Origin of the sequence: Ideonella lacteola, assembly GCF_038066555.1 — a bacterium.
Lineage (GTDB): Bacteria > Pseudomonadota > Gammaproteobacteria > Burkholderiales > Burkholderiaceae_C > Ideonella > Ideonella lacteola.
In genome coordinates, this window is the sequence record NZ_JBBUTG010000006.1 from 220,806 (window position 1) to 240,090 (window position 19,285).

Sequence of the window (19,285 nt, forward strand, 5' to 3'; positions counted from 1 at the left end):
GGGCGATGCACTCAAGAACGAAACAGCCGTGAGTACTGCGCTTCGTGCTGCGCCGACAGGATGGCCAGCATGGGCGTGAACGCCTGGCGTTCTGCATCTGGCGTGGCCAGTGCGGTGTCGACCGCCGAGACGATCGCGTCGATCGCCTGGTCGAGCATGCGCTGCCCCGCGCTCTGACCCAGCGGCACGGCCTTCAAGGCGGCTTGCACGATGTTCTCGGCCCAGCCGAAGGCGTAGGCCCAAAGGGTTTCCCGCGCCGGTGCGCCGGCATGGCACGCGGCCAGCGCGAAGGCCACCGGCCAGGTCGGCGCGGGTCGCAACTGGCCGAGGAAGGCCACACGTGGATCGTCGGGGGCACGCTGGCGCAACCAGTCGTGCAGCGAGCGGCCCATCTGTTCGGCTTGCTGGCGGAATTCGCTGCTCTCGCGGGTGGTGCGCAGCCAGTCGTTCAGCGTCTCGACGCGCTGCAAGTCGCTGGCGAGCCAAGCGGCGTGGGCGTGCGCCAGCAGCGGCAGATCGGCACGGCCCAGCCCCAGGGCCAATTGGTCACGCAACCAGGCGTCGGCGCTGGCTTCGTCGCGCACCAGGCCCGCTTCAACGGCCGCCTCCAGCCCTTCGGAGTAGCTGAAACCGCCCACCGGCAGTGCCGGCGAGGCCAGCCACATCAGCCGCATCAGCGTGGATGCGGGCAGGGGCGCCGGAGGCGGGGTGTCAGTGTCGGTGGCCACCGTGGTCGTGATCGTGACCGTGGTTGCAGCCGGGCCCGTGCTGATGGCCGGTGTCCTGGTTGTGCCCATGGGCGTGGCTGTGGTCGTGCCCGTGTTCGTGGCCGTGTTGGCAGCCCGGGCCATGGACGTGGGCGGCGGGCGCTGCCGCGACCACCGGCACCACGCGCGTGCCGCGGGCCTGGCTTGGCGCCGATGCGTGGGCGTGGCCATGGTTGTGATCGTGTCCATGACCGTGCGAATGGCCATGTGCGTGATCGTGACCATGATCGTGGCCGTGGGCGCCGCTGGCCGCGTACGCACCGCCCTCAGGCTCGAAAGCGGCAAGCGTCTCGGTGACGATGAGGTGTCGCTGGCGCAGCATGTCCGCCAGCACGTGGTCAGGTTCGAGCTTCAGGTGATCTGGCTGCACCTCCAGCGTCACATGGCGGTTGCCGAGATGATAGGCGGCGCGCAGCAGGTCCAGCGGGCTGCCGTGTTCGGCGCAGGCGCGCACTTCGAGCACCGGCTGGGGCGCAGCCCGCACGGCGATGAGGCTGCCGTCTTCGGCCACCAGCACATCGCCGCCGCGAACCACCTGGCCCCGGCCGAGGAACACGCCCAGGGTGCGGCCCTGGCTGTCGGTGGCTTCGAAGCGGCTCTTCTGGCGGACATCCCAGTCGAGTTCCACGGTGGCGGCTCGCTTGATCAGCGCGGCGGCCAGGCCTCGACCTTGCGGCATCAGTTTGGTGACGTTCAACATGCGGCGAACCCGGGGGATATCAACAATCCCCGATGGTAGCCGTGCGGGGATGCCCTCAGCGGTAGACGAGTACCGGGCGCTTGGAGTTGGCCAGCACCGCCTGCATCTGGCTGCGCCGCCAAAGGGTGGACCACAGGCCGCGCGCCCGGGTGGCCATGACGATCAGGTCGCAGTCCTCTTCTTCGGCCGCTTCGACGATGCCTTCCCACGGGGTGTCGGTTTCCTTGGTCAGCACATCGCATTCGATGTGGGCGCTTTCGGCCGCGGCTCGCAGGTCGTGCAGGCAGGCCTCGGCCTCGATCCGCTGGCGGGCGAAGTGGCTGTCGATGGCTTCGCTCTGGCGGCCGGCCATGCCTGCGTAGGGATCGGGTTTGACCACCGTCACGGCGATCAGCTTGGCGCCCGATTCCTGGGCCAGCTCGATGGCGGCGTGGATGGCCCGATCCGACAGCTCGGAGCGGTCGGTCGACACCAGGATCTTCTTGAACGACGACATCTCACTCTCCTCGGGCGTCATGGGCCAGACAGCGGCCCCTGTCAGAGCTATCGACCGGCGGGAGGGTGAATTGAGCGCGCGGTCTCGGGCACGAGGCCGGTTCGGATGTGACGCAAGTCGCGTTTCGCGCGGGCGTGCGGGTGCACGGGCGTGGCCGTGCCCACTGCGACCGCGACGCCCCGCCAGCTCAGAAGAGGAAGTAGCGCTGCGCCATGGGCAGCACGGTGGCCGGCTCGCAGCTGAGCAGCACCCCGTCGGCACGCACTTCGTAGGTCTGGGGGTCGATCTGCATCGCCGGGGTGTAGGCGTTGTGGATCATGTCGCGCTTGGTGGCGGTGCGGCAGCCGCGAACGGCCGCCAGTCGCTTGTGCACGCCGTAGCTTTCGGCGACGCCGGAGGCCAGCGCCGCCTGGCTGACAAAGCTCAGTGAGCCCCTGGCCAGGGCCCCACCGAAGGCGCCGAACATGGGCCGCATGTGCACCGGCTGGGGCGTGGGGATGCTGGCGTTCGGGTCGCCCATCGCGGCCAGCGCGATGAAACCGCCTTTGAGCACCAGGCTGGGCTTGACACCGAAGAAGCCGGGGCGCCAGAAGACCAGATCCGCCCATTTGCCGGGCTCGATCGATCCGACCTCGTGCGCGATGCCGTTGGCGATGGCGGGGTTGATGGTGTACTTGGCGACGTAGCGCTTGGCGCGGTGGTTGTCGTGGCGCTCGCTGTCGCCCGGCAGCGGGCCGCGCTGGGCCTTCATCTTGTGCGCGGTCTGCCAGGTGCGGATGATCACCTCGCCCACCCGGCCCATGGCCTGGCTGTCCGACGACATCATGCTGATCGCGCCCAGGTCGTGCAGCACGTCTTCGGCGGCGATCGTCTCCCGCCGGATGCGGCTCTCGGCGAAAGCGAGGTCCTCGGCGATGCTCGCGTCCAGGTGGTGGCACACCATCAGCATGTCGAGGTGTTCGTCGACGGTGTTGACGGTGTAGGGCATCGTCGGGTTGGTCGACGAGGGCAGGAAGTTCGCTTCGCCGACCACCTTCAGGATGTCCGGCGCGTGGCCGCCGCCCGCGCCTTCGGTGTGGAAGGCGCACAGGGTGCGGCCCTGGGTGGCCGCGATCGTGTCTTCGACGAAGCCGGATTCGTTCAGCGTGTCGCTGTGGATGGAGACCTGCGTGTCCGTCTCTTCCGCCACGCTCAGGCAGCAGTCGATCGCCGAAGGGGTGGTGCCCCAGTCCTCGTGCAGCTTCATGCCGATGGCGCCGGCCTCGACCTGCTGCCGCAGTGCTTCAGGCCGGCTGGCGTTGCCCTTGCCCAGAAAGCCCAGGTTCATCGGGAAGGCATCGGCCGCGAGCAGCATGCGTGCGATGTTCTCGGGGCCCGGGGTGCAGGTGGTGGCGAAGGTGCCGGTGGCCGGGCCGGTGCCCCCGCCGAGCATCGTGGTCACGCCGCTGGCCAGCGCTTCGTCGATCTGCTGGGGGCAGATGAAGTGGATGTGGCTGTCGATCCCGCCTGCGGTGACGATCATCCCCTCGCCCGCGATGATTTCGGTGCCTGGCCCGATGACGATGTCCACGCCCGGTTGGACATCCGGGTTGCCTGCCTTGCCGATGGCGGCGATGCGCGACCCTTTGATGCCGATGTCCGCCTTGACGATGCCCCAGTGGTCGAGGATGAGCGCGTTGGTCACCACGCAGTCCATCGCCTCGTGCGCGCCCGGCCCGTTGGGCACCTGGCTTTGGCCCATGCCGTCGCGGATGGTCTTGCCCCCGCCGAATTTCACTTCTTCGCCGTAGCCGCCGGCACGCAGGGTCAGGTCTTGCTCGACCTCGATCACCAGGCCGGTGTCCGCCAGCCGCAGCCGGTCACCGACCGTGGGGCCGTACATCTCGGCGTAGGCACGCCGGCCGATCATCGCCATCAGAGCTTCCCTTGAGTGAGGCCGCGGAAACCGAAGACCACCCGCTCGCCGGCCAGTTCCACCAGCTCGACGGTGCGTTGCTGCCCCGGCTCGAAGCGCACGGCGGTGCCCGAAGCGATGTTCAGCCGCATGCCGTGGGCGGCCTCGCGGTCGAAGCGCAGGCCGGCATTGGTTTCGGCGAAGTGATAGTGGGAGCCGACCTGGATCGGCCGGTCCGAGGCGTTCTCGACCACCAAGGTGGCAGTGCGGCGGCCGGGGTTCAGGGCGAGCTCGCCCTCGTCGGTCAACAGTTCACCGGGAATCATCGGCCACCTCGGTGGTGCGGTTCACGATCAGGGTGCGTCATGCGATGGGCTGGTGCACAGTCACCAACTTGGTGCCATCGGGGAAGGTGGCCTCGACCTGGATCTCGGGGATCAACTCGGCCACGCCGTCCATGACGTCGGCGCGGCTCAGCACCGTCTTGCCTTCGCTCATGAGCTGGGCCACGGTCTTGCCGTCGCGGGCGCCTTCCATGATGGCCGCGCTCAGCAGGGCCACGGCTTCGGGGTGGTTCAGCTTCAGGCCACGGGCGCGGCGGCGCTCGGCGAGCAGCGCGGCGGTGAAGATCAGCAGCTTGTCTTTTTCGCGCGGGGTCAGGTCCATCGCTGGTCGGTGGCGCGGCGGCCCATGCCACCTGCGGTGTCACTTGTCAGCAAGGCCGATGCCAAGGCCACCAGCGCCGGGGAACCGATCGTCACGCGGGCGGTCCATTTCAGCCCGGATAATCCCTGTCGTGATGCATCGACCCCATCTCTCGTCCTTCCTGCCCCGGTGGGTGGCGCTCGCCTCGCTGGCGCTGCTGAGCGCCTGCAACACCCCGCCGGCCAAGATCAAGGTCTACCAGAGCGAAGGCTTCGAGGCGGCCGAAACGTACTCGCGCTTGTTCGACGCACCGGTCGAGCAAACCTGCGAGGCGGCCCGCCGTGCGCTGCTGAGCCAGGGCTACGTCGTCTCGGTGATCAAGCCGGACGCCATCAACGGCACCAAGAGCTTCCAGCCGGAAGGCGACGTGCACGTGCAGATCGAGTTCCATGTGGTGTGTGCCTCCGACGGCGCCAACGGCAAGATCGCCACGGCCTATGTGAGCGCGCTGCAGGATCGCTACGCGCTGAAGAAGAGCCCCAACTCCGCCAGCGTGGGGGTGTCGGCGATCGGTTCGGTGTCGATCCCGTTCATGTCCAGCGACGATTCGCTGGTCAAGGTCGCCAGCGAAACCATCCCGGCCGGCCCGTTCTACGACCGGTTTTTCTCGCTGATGCACCGTTACCTGCGGGAGCAGGCGGCCAGCGAATAGTCGCCCGGCGGGCCGGGCGGCTCGCAGCGATGGTTTTTTCTGCCTTGACGCGCGGCCGGCGCGGTCTCAGGCTAGGGCGCTGGTTTCACAGTGATCGCTCGGCCTGGCCGTGACGCACTGCGATGGTGCCCTTGGCAGTCCGACAATTCGACCGTACACTGACGGTTTCCCGCCGCTCCACCCCTCCAACGCCACTCGCCCATGAGCACACCGGTCTTTCAGGTTGTCATTGGCGACCATTTGGCGCGCAGTGTGCGGGGGGTGCCCGGTGCTCCGCCACGTGCGGTCCATGACCCGCTTTTCGTCATCGACCGTCACCTTTTGCAGGAGCATTCCCATGAGCGCAGCCTCCATCGCCGCCACCCCCGTTCACGCGGCCAGCACTGACCTGTTCGACAACCCGATGGGGTTGATGGGCTTCGAGTTCGTCGAATTCGCCTCGCCCCAGCCTGGCCAGCTCGAGCCCCTCTTCGAGAGTCTGGGCTTCACGCTGGTGGCCCAGCACCGGTCGAAGAACGTGCTGCTTTACCGCCAGGGCGGCATCAATTTCATCGTCAACAACGAGCCCAAGAGCCAGGCGGCCTATTTCACGGCCGAGCATGGCCCGTCGGCCTGCGGTATGGCGTTCCGTGTCCGCGATGCCCACAAGGCTTATGCCCGCGCGCTGGAACTGGGCGCGCAGCCGATCGAGATCCCGACCGGCCCGATGGAGCTGCGCCTGCCGGCGATCAAGGGCATCGGTGGGGCGCCGCTGTACCTGATCGACCGATTCGAAGACGGCAAGTCCATCTACGACATCGATTTCGAGTTCATCGAGGGCGTCGACCGTCACCCGGTGGGACACGGCTTGAAGGTCATCGATCACCTGACGCACAACGTCTACCGCGGGCGCATGGCCTTCTGGGCGTCGTTCTACGAGCGGCTGTTCAACTTCCGTGAAATCCGCTACTTCGACATCCAGGGCGAATACACCGGGCTGACCAGCAAGGCGATGACCGCGCCGGACGGCAAGATCCGCATCCCGCTGAACGAAGAGTCGAAGAAGGGCTCAGGGCAGATCGAAGAGTTCCTGATGCAGTTCAACGGCGAGGGCATCCAGCACGTGGCGCTGCTCACCGACGACCTGCGCAGCACGATCGACAAGCTCGCGATGGCTGGCGTGCCGCTGATGACGGCGCCCAACGACATCTACTACGAGATGCTCGGCGAACGCCTGCCCGGCCACGGCGAAGACGTCTCCAGCCTGCAGACGCGCGGCATCCTGATGGATGGCACGACCACCAACGGCAAGCCGCGCCTGCTGCTGCAGATCTTCTCGCAGACGCTGCTGGGCCCGGTGTTCTTCGAGTTCATCCAGCGCAAGGGTGACGACGGTTTCGGCGAAGGCAACTTCAAGGCGCTGTTCGAATCGATGGAGCGCGACCAGATCCGCCGCGGCGTGCTGCAGACGGCCTGATCTCGCCACACCGACCGCTGTAAGCCCGCCGCCGCGGCGGGCCGCTTGTTCCTTCCGGCAGCGGGCCGCGCCAGGCCGTTGCCGACGAACCCATCGAAAGAAGGGCTCTCATGAAAATCGATCGAATTCACCACGTCGCCTACCGCTGCAAAGATGCGAAGGAGACCGTGCTTTGGTATCAGAAGATGCTGAAGATGGACTTCGTGCTCGCCATCGCCGAAGACTTCGTGCCCTCAACCAAGGCGCCGGATCCGTACATGCACGTCTTCCTCGACGCGGGGCAAGGCAATGTGCTCGCCTTTTTCGAGCTGCCGACGCAGCCCCCGATGGGGCGGGATCCCAACACGCCGGAGTGGGTGCAGCACATCGCCTTCAAGGTCAAGGATCGGGCCGAGCTGCTGGCGTTCAAGGCCCATCTGGAGGCCCAGGGCGTCGAGGTGCTGGGCGTCACCGATCACGGCATCTTCCACTCGATCTACTTCTTCGATCCGAACGGCCACCGCGTCGAACTGGCTTGTCCCGATCCCCATGAAGAGGCGCAGCTCAAAGAGCTGGACAAGGTCAAGTGGGAGATGCTGGAAGAGTGGTCGAAGACCCGCCGTGCGCCCAAGCATGCGGCCTTCCTGCATGCCAAGGAGTTCAGCGCGTCGCCAGCCGATGGAAAGGCCGCGTCATGAGCCGCATCGATGACACGCTCGATCCGGCGCTGCGCAGCTGGGTGGATTCGGCCAACCGGGCTGACACCGACTTCCCCATCCAGAACCTGCCCTTCGGCCGCTTTCGCCGCGCGGGTGGCGATTGGCGCCTGGGGGTGGCCATCGGCGACCAGATCCTCGACCTGCAGGCGGCTGGCTTGGTGGAGTCGGCCGACATGAACCGGCTGATGGGCCAGCCCGCGCAGGTACGCCGGGCCCTTCGCGCAGCGCTGTCGGAAGGCCTGCGGGCGGGGTCGACCCAGGCCGCGACATGGCGCGACGCACTGGTGTCGCAGGCGGCGGTCGAGATGGGCTTGCCCTGCACGATTGGCGACTACACCGATTTCTACACCTCGATTCACCACGCCACGACGGTAGGCAGGCAGTTCCGGCCCGACAACCCGCTGCTGCCGAACTACAAGTGGGTGCCGATCGGCTACCACGGGCGAGCGTCGTCGATCGGCGTCAGTGGCCAGCACTTTCACCGCCCCTGGGGACAGACGAGACCGGCGACCGCGCCCGAAGGCAGCGCACCGAATTTCGGCCCGTCGCGCCGGCTGGACTATGAGCTGGAGCTGGGCATCTTCATGGGACAGCCCAATGCGCTGGGCGAGCCCGTCAGCGTGGAACAAGCCGAAGAGCACGTCTTTGGCCTTTCGCTGTTCAACGATTGGAGTGCCCGCGACATCCAGGGTTGGGAATACCAGCCGCTCGGGCCGTTTCTGGCCAAGAACTTCGCCAGCACGGTGTCGCCGTGGATCGTCACCCTCGATGCGCTGGCGCCGTTCCGGCTGCCCTTCCGCCGCCCGGAAGGCGACCCCGCCCCGCTGCCCTACCTGGATTCGTCCGCCAATCGAGACCAGGGCGCGATCGACATCACGCTCGAGGTGTGGCTTCAGACGGCGGCCATGCGCGAGGCCGGCCATGCAGGCGACCGCCTGTCCACCTCGAACTATGCCGACGCGTACTGGACGGTGGCCCAGTTGGTGGCGCACCACACCGTCAATGGCTGCAATCTGCAGTCGGGCGACCTGCTGGGCAGCGGCACCCTCAGCGGGCCGAAGCCGGAGCAGGGCGGCTCGTTGCTCGAACTGAGCCAAGGGGGCAAGCAGGCGTTGACGCTGTCCAACGGCGAGCAACGCAGCTTCCTTGAAGACGGCGACACCGTGATCTTGAAAGCCTACTGCGAACGGGCGGGTGCCCGCCGAATTGGCTTTGGGGAATGCCGAGGCACGGTGCTGCCCGCGCGCGACCTCGGCCGCTGACGTCACAAAAGGAAGGGCGGCATGCCTCTCAGCTGCCGCTGCCGCCACAAGGGGGCGGCACGCCTCAGCGGCCGCCTTTCAACCCCTCAGCGTTGAACCGACTTGAGGGCGTTCAGCGGCCTCAAGGCAACGCCAGGCTGTAGACGCGGAACACCTCGTCGAGCTTCCAGCCCCGCGACTCGTACAGGCCTTGCGCCCTCAAGTTGGTGTGTGCCGTCTGCAGGTCCAGGCGGGCGCAACCAGCGTCGCGCGCATCGTCTTCGGCCGCTTGCATCAAGGCATCAGCCACGCCGCGGTCGCGCGCCTGTGGGCGAACGTAGAGGTCATTGAACCAGCGGAACGGCCGCGCCACCACCGAGCAGAAGGTCGGGTACATCAGGCAAAAGCCGTCCAGGCCTTCGCCTTCGGCGCTGGGCGCGACGAAGACAATGGCCTCGCCACGCTCGAGCCGCTCGGCGAGAAAGCGCCGGGCCAAGCCCGGGTCGGAGGGCTGCTCGTAAAAGACGCGGTAGGCGTCGAACAAGTCAGCCAGCGCCTCGAAGTCGTCCGGCCGCGCCCGTCTCACGGCGGGCGGCCGTTTCGAGGCCGCCGCCGCATTGGAAGCCGGGGCGGTCAACGCAGTGCGGCTTTCAGCTCACGGCCCGCGGCGCGCATGGCCTTGGTGGTCGCCGCCTCGTAGGCCGCCACCGCCTGCTGGCGCATCTCCACCGCCTTGCTCAAGGCCTCCTGGAAGCGCTCGACCGTGTAGGTGTTCTCGGTGCCGATGTAGACGTTCACCCGCCGAGCCGGTTGCCCATAACGAGGTAGCAGCACGGCGAGGCTGCAATCACGCACCCGCCCGCCACGGCGCTGCCGCACGATCGGGCCGGAGATACCCACCGGCAGGTCGCTGGACTTGTTGTGGTTGGGCTTTTGCTGCAGCCGCGATGGCGCGGGCAGCTTGGCGATGCGTTTGAGCAGCTCTTTGGTGGCCGCCTCCAGCGAGGCGGCCGCGCCGCTGCCATCACTGGTGTGGTCCGAGAAGAGCTTGGTGCCGCCATAACGCAACTGCCAGCCGTGTGTGGCCAGATGGTCGATGCGCTGGATGTTTTGCGGAACGGTGTACTTGTCACCGTTGAAGATCACGACTTCGCGGTATTTCATTGAGATTCCCCGATACAGCTGTTGAACCCCCCGGTGTCTTTGAGTGTAGCCGAGCCTAACAGGCTAGTTCTGAGGCTTCTTATGTCCATGATGGTATGACAGACAATCCCGCGCCGGGTTGATGCGCTTGCGCAACGGCTCGTGTAGATGGTGAAACAACGTGACGCATGAAAAGGGGGCCCAGTGGCCTTGTTGATGTTCAAGAATCTGGTGGTGTACCGGATCAGCGCCTCGGGCGGCGAGCCCTGGGAGGCGACGCTGGAGGCGGTGGAGGATGGCCTGGCCAAGGCGCGATTCGTGCCGTGCGCGGCCACGCAGCCACTGTCCGCGGGTTGGGTGTCGCCGCGCCATGGCGACGAACCGGAAGGCGCCGCGGCCCCGCTGGTCGAATCGGTGGGTGGCCAATGGCTGATGCGCTTGATGATCGAGCAGAAGGTTTTACCGTCATCGGTGGTCAAGCGTTGCGTGGAAGAGTTGGCAAAGAAGTCAGAACAAGCCACTGGGCGCAAACCCGGCAAACGGCATGCCAAGGAGCTGAAGGAAGAAGCGGTGCTAACGCTGCTGCCGCAGGCATTCACCAAGCGGGCCTCGGTGAATGTGTGGATAGACACCCGGTCGCAGCTGCTGATGGTGGACGCAGGCAGCGCCAAGCGCGCCGAGGAGGCGGCGACCATGCTGGTGCAGTCGCTCGAAGGCTTGGCCCTGCGCCTCGTGCAGACGCAGCTGTCGCCCGCCGCGGCGATGACGGCGTGGCTGGCCGAGGGCGAGCCCCCAGCCGGATTCAGTGTCGACCGCGAATGCGAACTGAAGTCCGCCGATGAAATGAAATCGGTCGTGCGCTATGCGCGCCATCCTCTGGACACGGAGGAGGTCCGTGCTCACGTCTTGACCGGTGGCAAGCAGCCCACCCGTTTGGCGCTGACCTGGAAAGGCAGGGTCTCGTTCGTGCTGACCGACACCCTGCAGATCAAGAAGCTCAGCGTTGACGATGGCTTGTTCGATGCCGGCAGTGCCCGGGGCGACGAAGGCTTCGATGCCGACGCCGCGATCGCCACCGGCGAGCTGCGGCAGCTGATCCCCGACCTGGTCGCGGCGCTGGACGGCGAACTCGCTCCGGCCTAACCCGTACGTTGCGGCGCGCCGGCGCCGCTATGCTCGGGGCCTTGTTCCCACTTCCCCTTGCATCGGGGCAGGGCGTGCTTTCGCATGAACCTGACGCTGAAGTTCAAGGCTGCCCTGGTGACGACCGGGGCCGTGCTGGCCACTGTGTCGCTCGCCGGTGCCTGGTTGTACCGCCAGCAGGCGCGCGACCACGTGGCGCTGCTGCGCGGCCAGCAGGACACGCTGGCCAGCGAGGTGGCCGACGACCTGGACGAACAGCTCGCCAGCATCCTGAGCGTGCTGGTGCGTGCGGCCAAGCGTGTGGATGCGGACGTGCTCGCCTACCCCGAGGCCCGGGTTCGCTTCTTCGAGCTGAGCGCACTCAAGCCGCCGTTCAATGGGGCCGCCATCGTGTCGGCCGACGGCATCGTGGTCTACAACGACACGCCCAACGCGGGCCCGGCGAACATCAGTGACCGCGACTACTTTCGGCAAGCCCGCGTCACCGGGCAGCCGACGATCTCGCTGCCGGTGAAATCGCGCGCCAATGGCCACCCGTCGGTGCTGATGACCGTGCCGCTGTTCGACGCCGATCATCGCTTCATCGGCGCGCTGGTGGGGGGCTTGGATCTGGTGAGCGACAACGCCCTGAGCCAGTGGGGGCGCAGCCGGGTGGGCGCGACGGGACGCTACGAGATCAGCACGCGCGGCACCACGCCCGTCTATGTGATGCACCCCGATCCATCGATGCTGCTGGCGCCGGCCGCCAACCCCGCCACGCTCGACGACTTCGATACCTCGCGTGACTTCATCACCCGGCGCTCGCTTCGCAGCGTGCCGTGGGAGCTGCGCGTGGTGATCCCCGCGACCGAGGCGCATGGCCCGCTGGTGCGCGCCCATCGCGCCTTGTTGTGGGTGTTGGTGATGACTGGGCTGATCAGCGCGGTGGCCGTGAGTGCGGGTGTCGGGCGCCTGATGCGCCCGCTGGAGCGCCTGACGCTCATCCTGCGGCAGCAACGGGCAGCCGGCGCTGCGCAGGCGCCGGCATCAAAGCCAAGGCCTGCCGCAGTCGACGAAGGTGGCGAAGGTGACGAAGGTGACGAGTGGGACCGCCTGGCGGGCGCCTTTGAAAGCCTGCTGCGTGACCTGCGTGTGCAGCGCGCCGAGATGGCGGCGGTGTACGACACCTCGCCGCTCGGCGTGTTCCGCGCCGCGCTCGATGGCCGCCTCACCGATGTCAACGAGGCTTACCTGCGCATTCACGGTTTCAGCCACCGTGCCGACGCCGCCGAAGGCTGGTTGAGCCTGCTGCCGATCGATCGGCAGGCAGAGGCTCGGCGAGCCTGGCAGAAGATCGTCACCGAGCCTGTGGGCATGCACGTCACCCGCAAGCTGCATCGCACCGATGGCAAGCCATTGGTGCTCGTGGTGAGAAGCGCGCCGGTGATGATCGATGGCCGGGTGCAGGGGCATGTGGGCACGGTGGCCGACATCACCGACCGCATCGAGGGCGAGCGCGCGCTGCGCATGCAGGCGGCCCTTTTCGAGGCGACGACCGATGTGGTGGTGCAGACCGACCGCTGGGGCCGGCTGATCTACATGAACCCGGCCGCGCGGCGGCTGGCCGGGCTGGCGCCCGATGCGCCTATCCAGCACCTGAAGGCCTTGTCGCTGCTGCCGCCGGAAACGGAAGCACGCCACGGCGTGGAGATCGTGCCCCAGGCGCTGGAGAAGGGCTTTTGGGCGGGTGAGACCCTGCAGTGGGATGCGCAGCGCCGCGCGATGCTCACCCACCACCTGCTGGTGGCGCACAAAGACCGCCATGGCCAGGTCGAAGCGTTCTCGGCGGTTCTGCGCGACATCAGCGTCCAGCGGGCGGCGCAGCAGGCCTCGCATCGCAGCGAGGCGCTGCTGCGCGCCTTGACCGACGCGGTGCCGATGGCCGTGCTGGTCGTTGATCGTGATGGCCGCTGTGTGGACCTGAACCCGGCGTTCGAGGCCTGGGCGGGAACGCCGCGCGATGGCCTGCTGGGGCGCCTGGCCAGCGAGGTGATGGTGCCGGCCGGACCGTCGGCCCCCGGCCCAAACTGGATCGAGCGCGCCAATGCTGGCGAAGAGCTGACGTTCGCGCCTGTGGCCGCGGCGCCAGGCGCCGCCCGTTGGCTGCGCCTGCGCTGCCTGCCGCTGCAGGATGAGCAGGGCGCCGCCGACGGATTCGTCGCCATCGCCGGGTCGATCTACCCCGTTCCAGACGACCGGGGCTGAGGCCTCGGCGAGTCGGTCGAGCTGCACCCGGGTGGTGCAGCCCCGCACGGTGGCGGTGAGACGTGGGGCGGGCCCTGTGGTGGAAAGAGCCAAAACGGCCCGTCATGGTGCGGCGCGTGTGCGCCGAGTGGGTGCGGATCTTGAAACGACGATGACGCACCGCCATCGCCATGCCTTCGCTCACCCCGCCCGCCACCGCCACCGCCACCACTGCTGCCTCCGCCGCCGATGCTTCCGTGCGGGCCGAGCGTGCCGAGCCGCACGACGGCACCGCCGCCCCGGCGCCGGCTCCGGGTGGCCCACGGCCGCAGCGGGTGATCAAGATCCGGCGCGACTACAACGCCTGGGTCGCCAGCGAGTCGATCGAAGACTACGCCTTGCGCTTCACCCCACGCGCGTTCCGCAAGTGGTCGGAGTGGCGGGTGGCCAACACCGCGTTCGGTGCGGCCTCGTTCCTGGTGCTTGAAGCGGTCGGGGCCACGCTGCTGCTGCGTTATGGCTTCGCGAACGCCTTCTGGGCGGTGCTGGCCACCGGCCTGATCATCTTCCTGGCCGGCTGGCCGATCAGTGTGTATGCCGCGCGCCATGGCGTGGATATGGACTTGCTCACCCGAGGCGCCGGGTTCGGGTACCTGGGCTCGACACTGACCTCGCTCATCTACGCCAGCTTCACCTTCATCTTTTTCGCGCTCGAGGCGGCCGTGATGGCCTACGCGCTGGAGCTGGCCTTCGACATCCCGCCCGCCTGGGGCTATCTGCTGTGCGCCTTGGCGGTGATTCCGCTGGTGACCTACGGCGTCACCTGGATCAGCCGGCTTCAGGTCTGGACGCAGCCGCTGTGGCTGGTGTTGCTGGTGGTGCCCTATGTCGCGGTGCTGTGGATGAACCCGGGCCTGCCCGCGCAGTTGGTGGGCCATGCAGGCGAGCAGGGCACGGCCGATTTCACGCTCGCGGGCTTTGGGGCCGCCTTGACGGTGGGCATCGCCCTCATTACCCAGATGGGCGAACAGGTCGACTACCTTCGCTTCATGCCCGAGCAGCGGGCCGACAACCGGCGCCGCTGGTGGGTGGCGGTGCTCGCGGGCGGGCCGGGCTGGGTGATCCCCGGGGTGCTCAAGATGTTGGGGGGCGCCCTGTTGGCGCACCTGGCGCTCAGCCACATGGTCTCGCCCGACCGCGCGGTCGACCCCAACCAGATGTACCTCGCCGCCTGGGAGCCCCTGATGCCCAGCTACGGTTGGGCGGTGGCGGTGACGGCGCTGTTCGTCGTCGTCTCTCAGCTGAAGATCAACGTCACCAACGCGTACGCCGGCTCGCTCGCCTGGTCGAACTTCTTTTCGCGTTTGACGCACAGCCACCCGGGCCGGGTGGTGTGGATGGTGTTCAACCTGCTCATCGCGCTGATGCTGATGGAGCTGGATGTGTTCCAGGCGCTGGGTGGCGTGCTGGGCCTGTTCGCCAACGTGGCGATCAGCTGGATCATGGCGGTGGTGGCCGACCTCGTCATCAACAAGCCGCTGGGCTTCAGCCCGCCCGGCATCGAGTTCCGCCGCGCCTATCTGCACGATGTGAACCCGGTCGGCGTCGGGGCCACGGCACTGGCGTCGGTGCTGTCGGTCGCCGCGCACCTGGGCGCATTCGGCCCCTTGGCGCAGGCCTTCTCGGCCATGATCGCGCTGGTCACCGCCTTTGTCGCCTCGCCGCTGATCGCCTGGGCCACGCGTGGCCGCTACTACCTGGCCCGCCCGGTGGATGACAGCGATGGCCACTACCGGCGCTGGCGCCCGGCGGCGCGGCAGTCCACGGCGCCGCTCAGCTGCGTGGTGTGCGGGCGGCAGTACGAGGCTGACGACATGGCCGGCTGCCCGGCCTACGGCGGGCCGATCTGCTCGCTGTGCTGCACGCTCGATGCGCGCTGTGGCGACCGCTGCAAGCCTGTCCCTCGGTTCATCGATGGCCTGTGGGCCGGCTGGGCCACGTTGCTGCATCGGCTGCTGCCTCGGCGTTTTGCGCCGCAGGTCGATTCGGGCCTTGGCCAGTATCTGCTGCTGATGGCCCTCATCGTGCCGCTGCTCGCCGCCTTGTTCGGCATGCTCTACCACCAGGAGCTGCGTGCGATGGAGCAGCGCGGGCCGGAGGCGGCCGCCTGGCTGGAGCCGGCCTTGCGAGCCGGCTTTCTCAAGGCTTATGCCGCGCTCTTGCTGGTCTCGGCGATCGGGGCCTGGTGGCTGGTGCTGGCCCAGCAGAGCCGACGCGTGGCGCAGGAAGAGTCGCTGCGCCAGACCGAGGCCTTGCAGCGCGAGATCGATTCGCACGCCCAGACCGACCTGGCACTGCAGCAGGCCACACGCCGCGCCGATGCGGCCAACCGGGCCAAGACGCGCTACATCACCACCGTCAGCCACGAGCTGCGCACGCCGCTCAACAGCATCCTCGGCTATGCGCAACTGCTGGAAGACGACCCGTCGATGCCGGCCCACCGGCGCCATGCGGTGAGCGTGATCCGGCGCGGGGGCGACCATCTGCTCGGGCTGATCGAGGGCACGCTTGACCTGGCGCGCATCGAAGCCGGCAAGTTGCGCCTCGATCAGAAGCCGATGCGCTTTCGCGAAAGCATCGAAGAGATCGCCGGCCTGTTCGAGCTACAGGCGGCCTCCAAGGGCATCAGCTTCGCGTTCGAGACCGAGGGGGCCCTGCCCGAGGTGGTGCGGGCGGACGAGCGGCGGCTGCGCCAGATCCTCATCAACCTGTTGGGCAATGCGGTCAAGTTCACCACCGAAGGTGGGGTGCGTTTTCGCCTGCGGTATGCGCGCGAGATGGCGCTGGTCGAAATCATCGACTCGGGCCCCGGCATGAGCGAAGACGAGCTGGAGCGCGTGTTCGAGCCCTTCGCGCGGGGCACCGGCGCGTCCACCGCCGGCGGCACCGGCCTGGGCCTGACGATCAGCAAGATGCTCACCGACCTGATGGGCGGTGAGATGCGTGTGGCCAGCACCCCGGGCGTGGGCAGCACCTTCACGCTGCGGCTGTTCCTGCCCGAATTGCGCACCGAGGCGGCCCGCGATGCGCTGCTGCCCAGGCGCCGCCGTGGCTACACCGGCGCGCGCAGAACCATCCTCGTGGTCGACAACGAAGAGGCGGACCGCCAACTGCTGGCCGACCTGCTGCAGCCGCTGGGCTTCGTGATCGAGGGCGCGGCGTGCGGCGAAGACGGCCTGGTGCGTGCGGCCGAGCTGAAGCCCGACGCGATCTTCATGGATCTGGCGATGCCCGGCATCGACGGCTGGGAGACCATTCGCCGCATGCGTGACAGCGAATCGCCAGCCCTGTCTCGCGTGCCGGTGGCGGTGGTGTCGGCCAACGCCTTCGATCAGGGGCTGGACAACGACGTGGGCCTGCCGGCGGCCGATTTCCTCGTCAAGCCCGTGCGCCTGCCCGCACTGCTCGATTGGCTGGGCCGCCGCCTGGACATCGACTGGCTGGAAGACACCCGCACGCCACCGCCCGTGGTGCCCGTGGTGGCGGACACCCCCGCGCGCTGGACCTTGCCGAGCCGAGAGCGGCTGCAGGCCCTGCTGGACTTGGTGGGCATCGGCTACCTGCGCGGCATCAAGCGCCAGCTCGACGAGATCGAGCGTGCCGAGCCGGATTGCGCCGACTTCGTGGGCCGCTTGCGCACGATGGCGCGTGAGATCCAGCTCGATGCGATGAACCGGCTGCTCAGCCAGACCCTCGATGAACAAGCCCGTGCCTGACGCGCTCTTACCCGTTCTCACGCCGCAACTGGCCGATGCGAGCGATGTCGTGCTCATCGTGGACGACGTGCCCGACAACCTGGCCGTCTTGCACGACGCGCTCGATGAATCGGGCTACACCGTGCTCGTCGCCACTTCGGGTGAGGCCGCGCTCGCGCTGGCCGCGAAGGCGCCGCCTGACATCGTGCTGCTGGATGCGCTGATGCCGGGCCTGAATGGCTTTGAAGTGGCACGCCGCCTGAAATCGGAACCGGCCACTGCGGCGATCCCGATCATCTTCATGACCGGCCTGACCGAAACCGAGCATGTGCTTGAGGGCTTCGGCGCGGGTGGGGCCGACTATGTGACCAAGCCGATTCGCCCGCGCGAAGTGCTGGCCCGCATCGCGGCCCACCTGGGCATCGCCCGCAGCCAGCGCCAGGCCCGCCAGGCGCTGGATGCCTTTGGCCACGCCACCTTGGTGGTGCGAGAGCGTGATGGGCGGCGGGGCTGGCAGACCGCCCTCGCGCGTGACCTGCTGCTGCGCTACTTTGGCGAGATGCCCGACCACCAGACCCCGCCCGAGCTGATGGCGTGGGTCGGCCGCCAGGCCATTCGACATCGCGCCGGTGCCGAACCGCAGACCATCACCATCCACCGCGGCGCCGGCCGCTTGACGTGCTCGCTGCACCCGCTCGAAGACGCCGCTCCCAGTGAAGGGCAGTGGCTGGTGGTGCTGCGCGAGGCCTCCGAGGCGGCCATGCTCGCCTCGTGGGTGCAGGCATTCGCACTCACCACCCGCGAGGCCGAGGTGCTGTACTGGGTGATCCAGGGCAAGACGAACCGCGACATCGGCGACATCCTCGGCGCCAGCCCGGCCACGGTGAAGAAGCACCTTGAACGGGTGTTCGGCAAGCTGGGCGTCGAGACGCGCACAGCAGCGGCCAGCCTGGCGATGAGCAAGGCCCGTGGCTGACGGTTGCCGTCCGCGCGGCCACGCTGGTGCTGGCCGAACCGCTATTGGCCGAGCCGGCGCAGCAGCGCCGTGACGGGCCCGTGCTCGTTCGCGGGCACGTCGGCCGCGTGGATCATCAACGCGCCGCCCAGGCGAGCGAGGCCCGGGTGTTCCAGCGTCCAGCCCAGCACGGGCAATGAGTCCTTGCTGAGATCGAACGAGGTTGATACGCGTGCGCCCTGCAGGCTGGCCCAGGCTTCGAGTGTGACCGAGGCGCCGCGGCCGTCGGTGCGGCACGCGGCCGCCGCGCCATCGTCGCCCAGCGCCAGGAGGGCCACCGAGCCATCGTCCGTCGTGACGCGCAGCACGTGGTCGAAAAGCGCCCACTCGCGCATCAACAGGCGGCGCACCCGGCGCCCGCGGATCGACGGCATGCCGACCACATACGCGCTCGCGATGGCATCGAGGGTGTCGGTGTCGATGGTCATGGGTCAGCGAGCCTCATGAGGGGGTCTGGCGGGTTGCATCGGGCGGGATCAGCGGAGGTGTCTTGACCAGGTCTTCGAACTTCAGCGCCAGAAAATCCACCAGCGCCCGCACCCGGGTGGGAACGAAGCGGCCGCTGGGCAACAACGCATGCAGGGGGTAAGACTCGGTCTGCCAATCCTGCAACAGCTGCACGAGGCGCCCCTCGGCCATGTCTGGCAATTGTTCGAGGGGTGACTTGAGCAGGACGCCGGCGCCACTGAGCGCCCACTGCCGTGCCAGCGACGCATCATCGACGCTGCGGTCTCCCTGCACACGGACCTCGGTCCATTGCCCCTGCCGCAAGAAACGCCACGTTCGGTGGGGCCGCCCGGCGCGGTCGTAGGCCAGGCAGTTGTGCTGGCTCAAATCCATCGGTGACAAGGGCACGCCGCGGCGGGCCAGGTAGGCCGGGGCGGCAACCACGACCGGGGCGGTGAGGGCCAGGCGCCTCGCCACCAGTCGCGAATCGGCAAGGGTGCCGTAGCGCACCGCGAAATCGAGCTCGTCGCGCACCACGTCGAGCACCCGATCGCCGACCGACAACGCGAGTTGCACGCCGGGATGGGCGGCAACGAACTCGTCCAGCCACGGCAGCAAGACCGAGCGCGCCAGATCGGACGGTGCGGCCATGCGAACCAGCCCGATCAGCTCGGTGCGGTCGGCCGAGACCTGGGCCTCGCCCTCGGCGATGAGGTCGAAGGCGCGGCTGGCGTAGTTCAGCAGGGTCTGCCCCGGGGCCGTCAGGCGCATCGCCCGCGTCGAGCGTTCGAACAGGCGCACGCCCAGCTGCGTTTCGACCCGTTTGAGGGTGGCGCTGGCGGCGGCCGGCGTGATGCCGAGCGCGGTCGCGGCCCCCGTCAGGCTCCCGGCCCGCGCGGTGTGGACCAGCACCCGCAGGTCCGCGATATTTTCAATCTTCATTTGAATTA

Annotated in this window: 18 protein-coding genes; 8 read left to right on the plus strand and 10 right to left on the minus strand. The window is 68.0% G+C overall.

Going from position 1 to position 19,285, the window contains the following annotated elements:
- Window positions 1–11: 11 nt before the first annotated feature.
- The 6 genes from AACH06_RS12975 to AACH06_RS13000 all read right to left on the minus strand — a co-directional run bounded on the left by AACH06_RS12975 (window position 12) and on the right by AACH06_RS13000 (window position 4,523).
- Window positions 12–674 (minus strand): urease accessory protein UreF, encoded by a 663-nt coding sequence (locus AACH06_RS12975; protein ID WP_341426207.1) that lies wholly within the window; start codon window positions 672–674, stop codon window positions 12–14.
- A gap of 37 nt (window positions 675–711) precedes the next feature.
- Window positions 712–1,467 (minus strand): urease accessory protein UreE, encoded by a 756-nt coding sequence (ureE, locus tag AACH06_RS12980; protein WP_341426116.1) that lies wholly within the window; start codon window positions 1,465–1,467, stop codon window positions 712–714.
- A 55-nt stretch (window positions 1,468–1,522) separates the two neighbouring features.
- Complete coding sequence (locus tag AACH06_RS12985) at window positions 1,523–1,963, minus strand: universal stress protein (protein ID WP_341426117.1); 441 nt, start codon at window positions 1,961–1,963, stop codon at window positions 1,523–1,525.
- Window positions 1,964–2,150: 187 nt separating this feature from the next.
- Window positions 2,151–3,878, minus strand: coding sequence for an urease subunit alpha (gene ureC / locus AACH06_RS12990; protein WP_341426118.1), 1,728 nt, complete (start codon window positions 3,876–3,878; stop codon window positions 2,151–2,153).
- Window positions 3,878–4,183 carry an urease subunit beta gene (locus tag AACH06_RS12995; protein ID WP_341426119.1) on the minus strand — a complete coding sequence of 102 codons (306 nt, stop codon included), beginning with the start codon at window positions 4,181–4,183 and terminating at the stop codon, window positions 3,878–3,880. The genes ureC and AACH06_RS12995 overlap by 1 nt, the downstream gene beginning before the upstream one ends.
- Before the next feature lie 37 nt (window positions 4,184–4,220).
- Entirely contained in the window at window positions 4,221–4,523 is a 303-nt protein-coding gene (locus tag AACH06_RS13000) for an urease subunit gamma (RefSeq protein WP_341426121.1), read from the minus strand.
- 133 nt (window positions 4,524–4,656) lie between these two features.
- On the opposite strand from AACH06_RS13000, the gene AACH06_RS13005 reads away from it, so the two are divergent.
- From AACH06_RS13005 to fahA, 4 genes are all read left to right on the plus strand, one after another.
- Window positions 4,657–5,214, plus strand: coding sequence for a DUF2242 domain-containing protein (locus tag AACH06_RS13005; protein WP_341426208.1), 558 nt, complete (start codon window positions 4,657–4,659; stop codon window positions 5,212–5,214).
- Between the two features lie 337 nt (window positions 5,215–5,551).
- Window positions 5,552–6,670, plus strand: coding sequence for a 4-hydroxyphenylpyruvate dioxygenase (gene hppD, locus AACH06_RS13010; protein ID WP_341426123.1), 1,119 nt, complete (start codon window positions 5,552–5,554; stop codon window positions 6,668–6,670).
- A gap of 110 nt (window positions 6,671–6,780) precedes the next feature.
- Window positions 6,781–7,347, plus strand: a complete 567-nt coding sequence (locus tag AACH06_RS13015; protein WP_341426124.1) for a VOC family protein — start codon at window positions 6,781–6,783, stop codon at window positions 7,345–7,347.
- Window positions 7,344–8,630 (plus strand): fumarylacetoacetase, encoded by a 1,287-nt coding sequence (fahA, locus tag AACH06_RS13020; RefSeq protein WP_341426125.1) that lies wholly within the window; start codon window positions 7,344–7,346, stop codon window positions 8,628–8,630. Before AACH06_RS13015 ends, fahA begins: the two co-directional genes overlap by 4 nt.
- A 121-nt stretch (window positions 8,631–8,751) precedes the next feature.
- Here fahA and AACH06_RS13025 read toward each other — a convergent pair whose 3' ends face one another.
- Together AACH06_RS13025 and AACH06_RS13030 are read right to left on the minus strand one after the other, a co-directional pair.
- Window positions 8,752–9,246: a GNAT family N-acetyltransferase gene (locus tag AACH06_RS13025; protein WP_341426126.1), complete on the minus strand. Its 495-nt coding sequence runs from the start codon at window positions 9,244–9,246 to the stop codon at window positions 8,752–8,754.
- Window positions 9,243–9,773 carry a hypothetical protein gene (locus AACH06_RS13030; protein ID WP_341426127.1) on the minus strand — a complete coding sequence of 177 codons (531 nt, stop codon included), beginning with the start codon at window positions 9,771–9,773 and terminating at the stop codon, window positions 9,243–9,245. The genes AACH06_RS13025 and AACH06_RS13030 overlap by 4 nt, the downstream gene beginning before the upstream one ends.
- A gap of 195 nt (window positions 9,774–9,968) precedes the next feature.
- Between AACH06_RS13030 and AACH06_RS13035 the strand changes: the two genes are divergently transcribed.
- From AACH06_RS13035 to AACH06_RS13050, 4 genes are all read left to right on the plus strand, one after another.
- Window positions 9,969–10,895, plus strand: coding sequence for a recombination-associated protein RdgC (locus tag AACH06_RS13035; RefSeq protein ID WP_341426128.1), 927 nt, complete (start codon window positions 9,969–9,971; stop codon window positions 10,893–10,895).
- 84 nt (window positions 10,896–10,979) lie between these two features.
- Window positions 10,980–13,139 carry a PAS domain-containing protein gene (locus tag AACH06_RS13040; protein WP_341426129.1) on the plus strand — a complete coding sequence of 720 codons (2,160 nt, stop codon included), beginning with the start codon at window positions 10,980–10,982 and terminating at the stop codon, window positions 13,137–13,139.
- Window positions 13,140–13,309: 170 nt separating this feature from the next.
- Entirely contained in the window at window positions 13,310–16,894 is a 3,585-nt protein-coding gene (locus tag AACH06_RS13045) for a hybrid sensor histidine kinase/response regulator (protein ID WP_341426130.1), read from the plus strand.
- Window positions 16,875–17,849 (plus strand): response regulator, encoded by a 975-nt coding sequence (locus AACH06_RS13050; RefSeq protein WP_341426131.1) that lies wholly within the window; start codon window positions 16,875–16,877, stop codon window positions 17,847–17,849. Before AACH06_RS13045 ends, AACH06_RS13050 begins: the two co-directional genes overlap by 20 nt.
- Window positions 17,850–17,890: 41 nt before the next feature.
- Here the strand turns inward: AACH06_RS13050 and AACH06_RS13055 are convergent, their stop codons facing one another.
- Both AACH06_RS13055 and AACH06_RS13060 read right to left on the minus strand, forming a co-directional pair.
- A complete protein-coding gene (locus tag AACH06_RS13055) occupies window positions 17,891–18,316 on the minus strand; it encodes a hypothetical protein (protein ID WP_341426132.1) in 426 nt (141 codons plus the stop codon).
- Between the two features lie 13 nt (window positions 18,317–18,329).
- Window positions 18,330–19,277 carry a LysR family transcriptional regulator gene (locus AACH06_RS13060; RefSeq protein ID WP_341426133.1) on the minus strand — a complete coding sequence of 316 codons (948 nt, stop codon included), beginning with the start codon at window positions 19,275–19,277 and terminating at the stop codon, window positions 18,330–18,332.
- Between the last annotated feature and the right edge of the window lie 8 nt (window positions 19,278–19,285).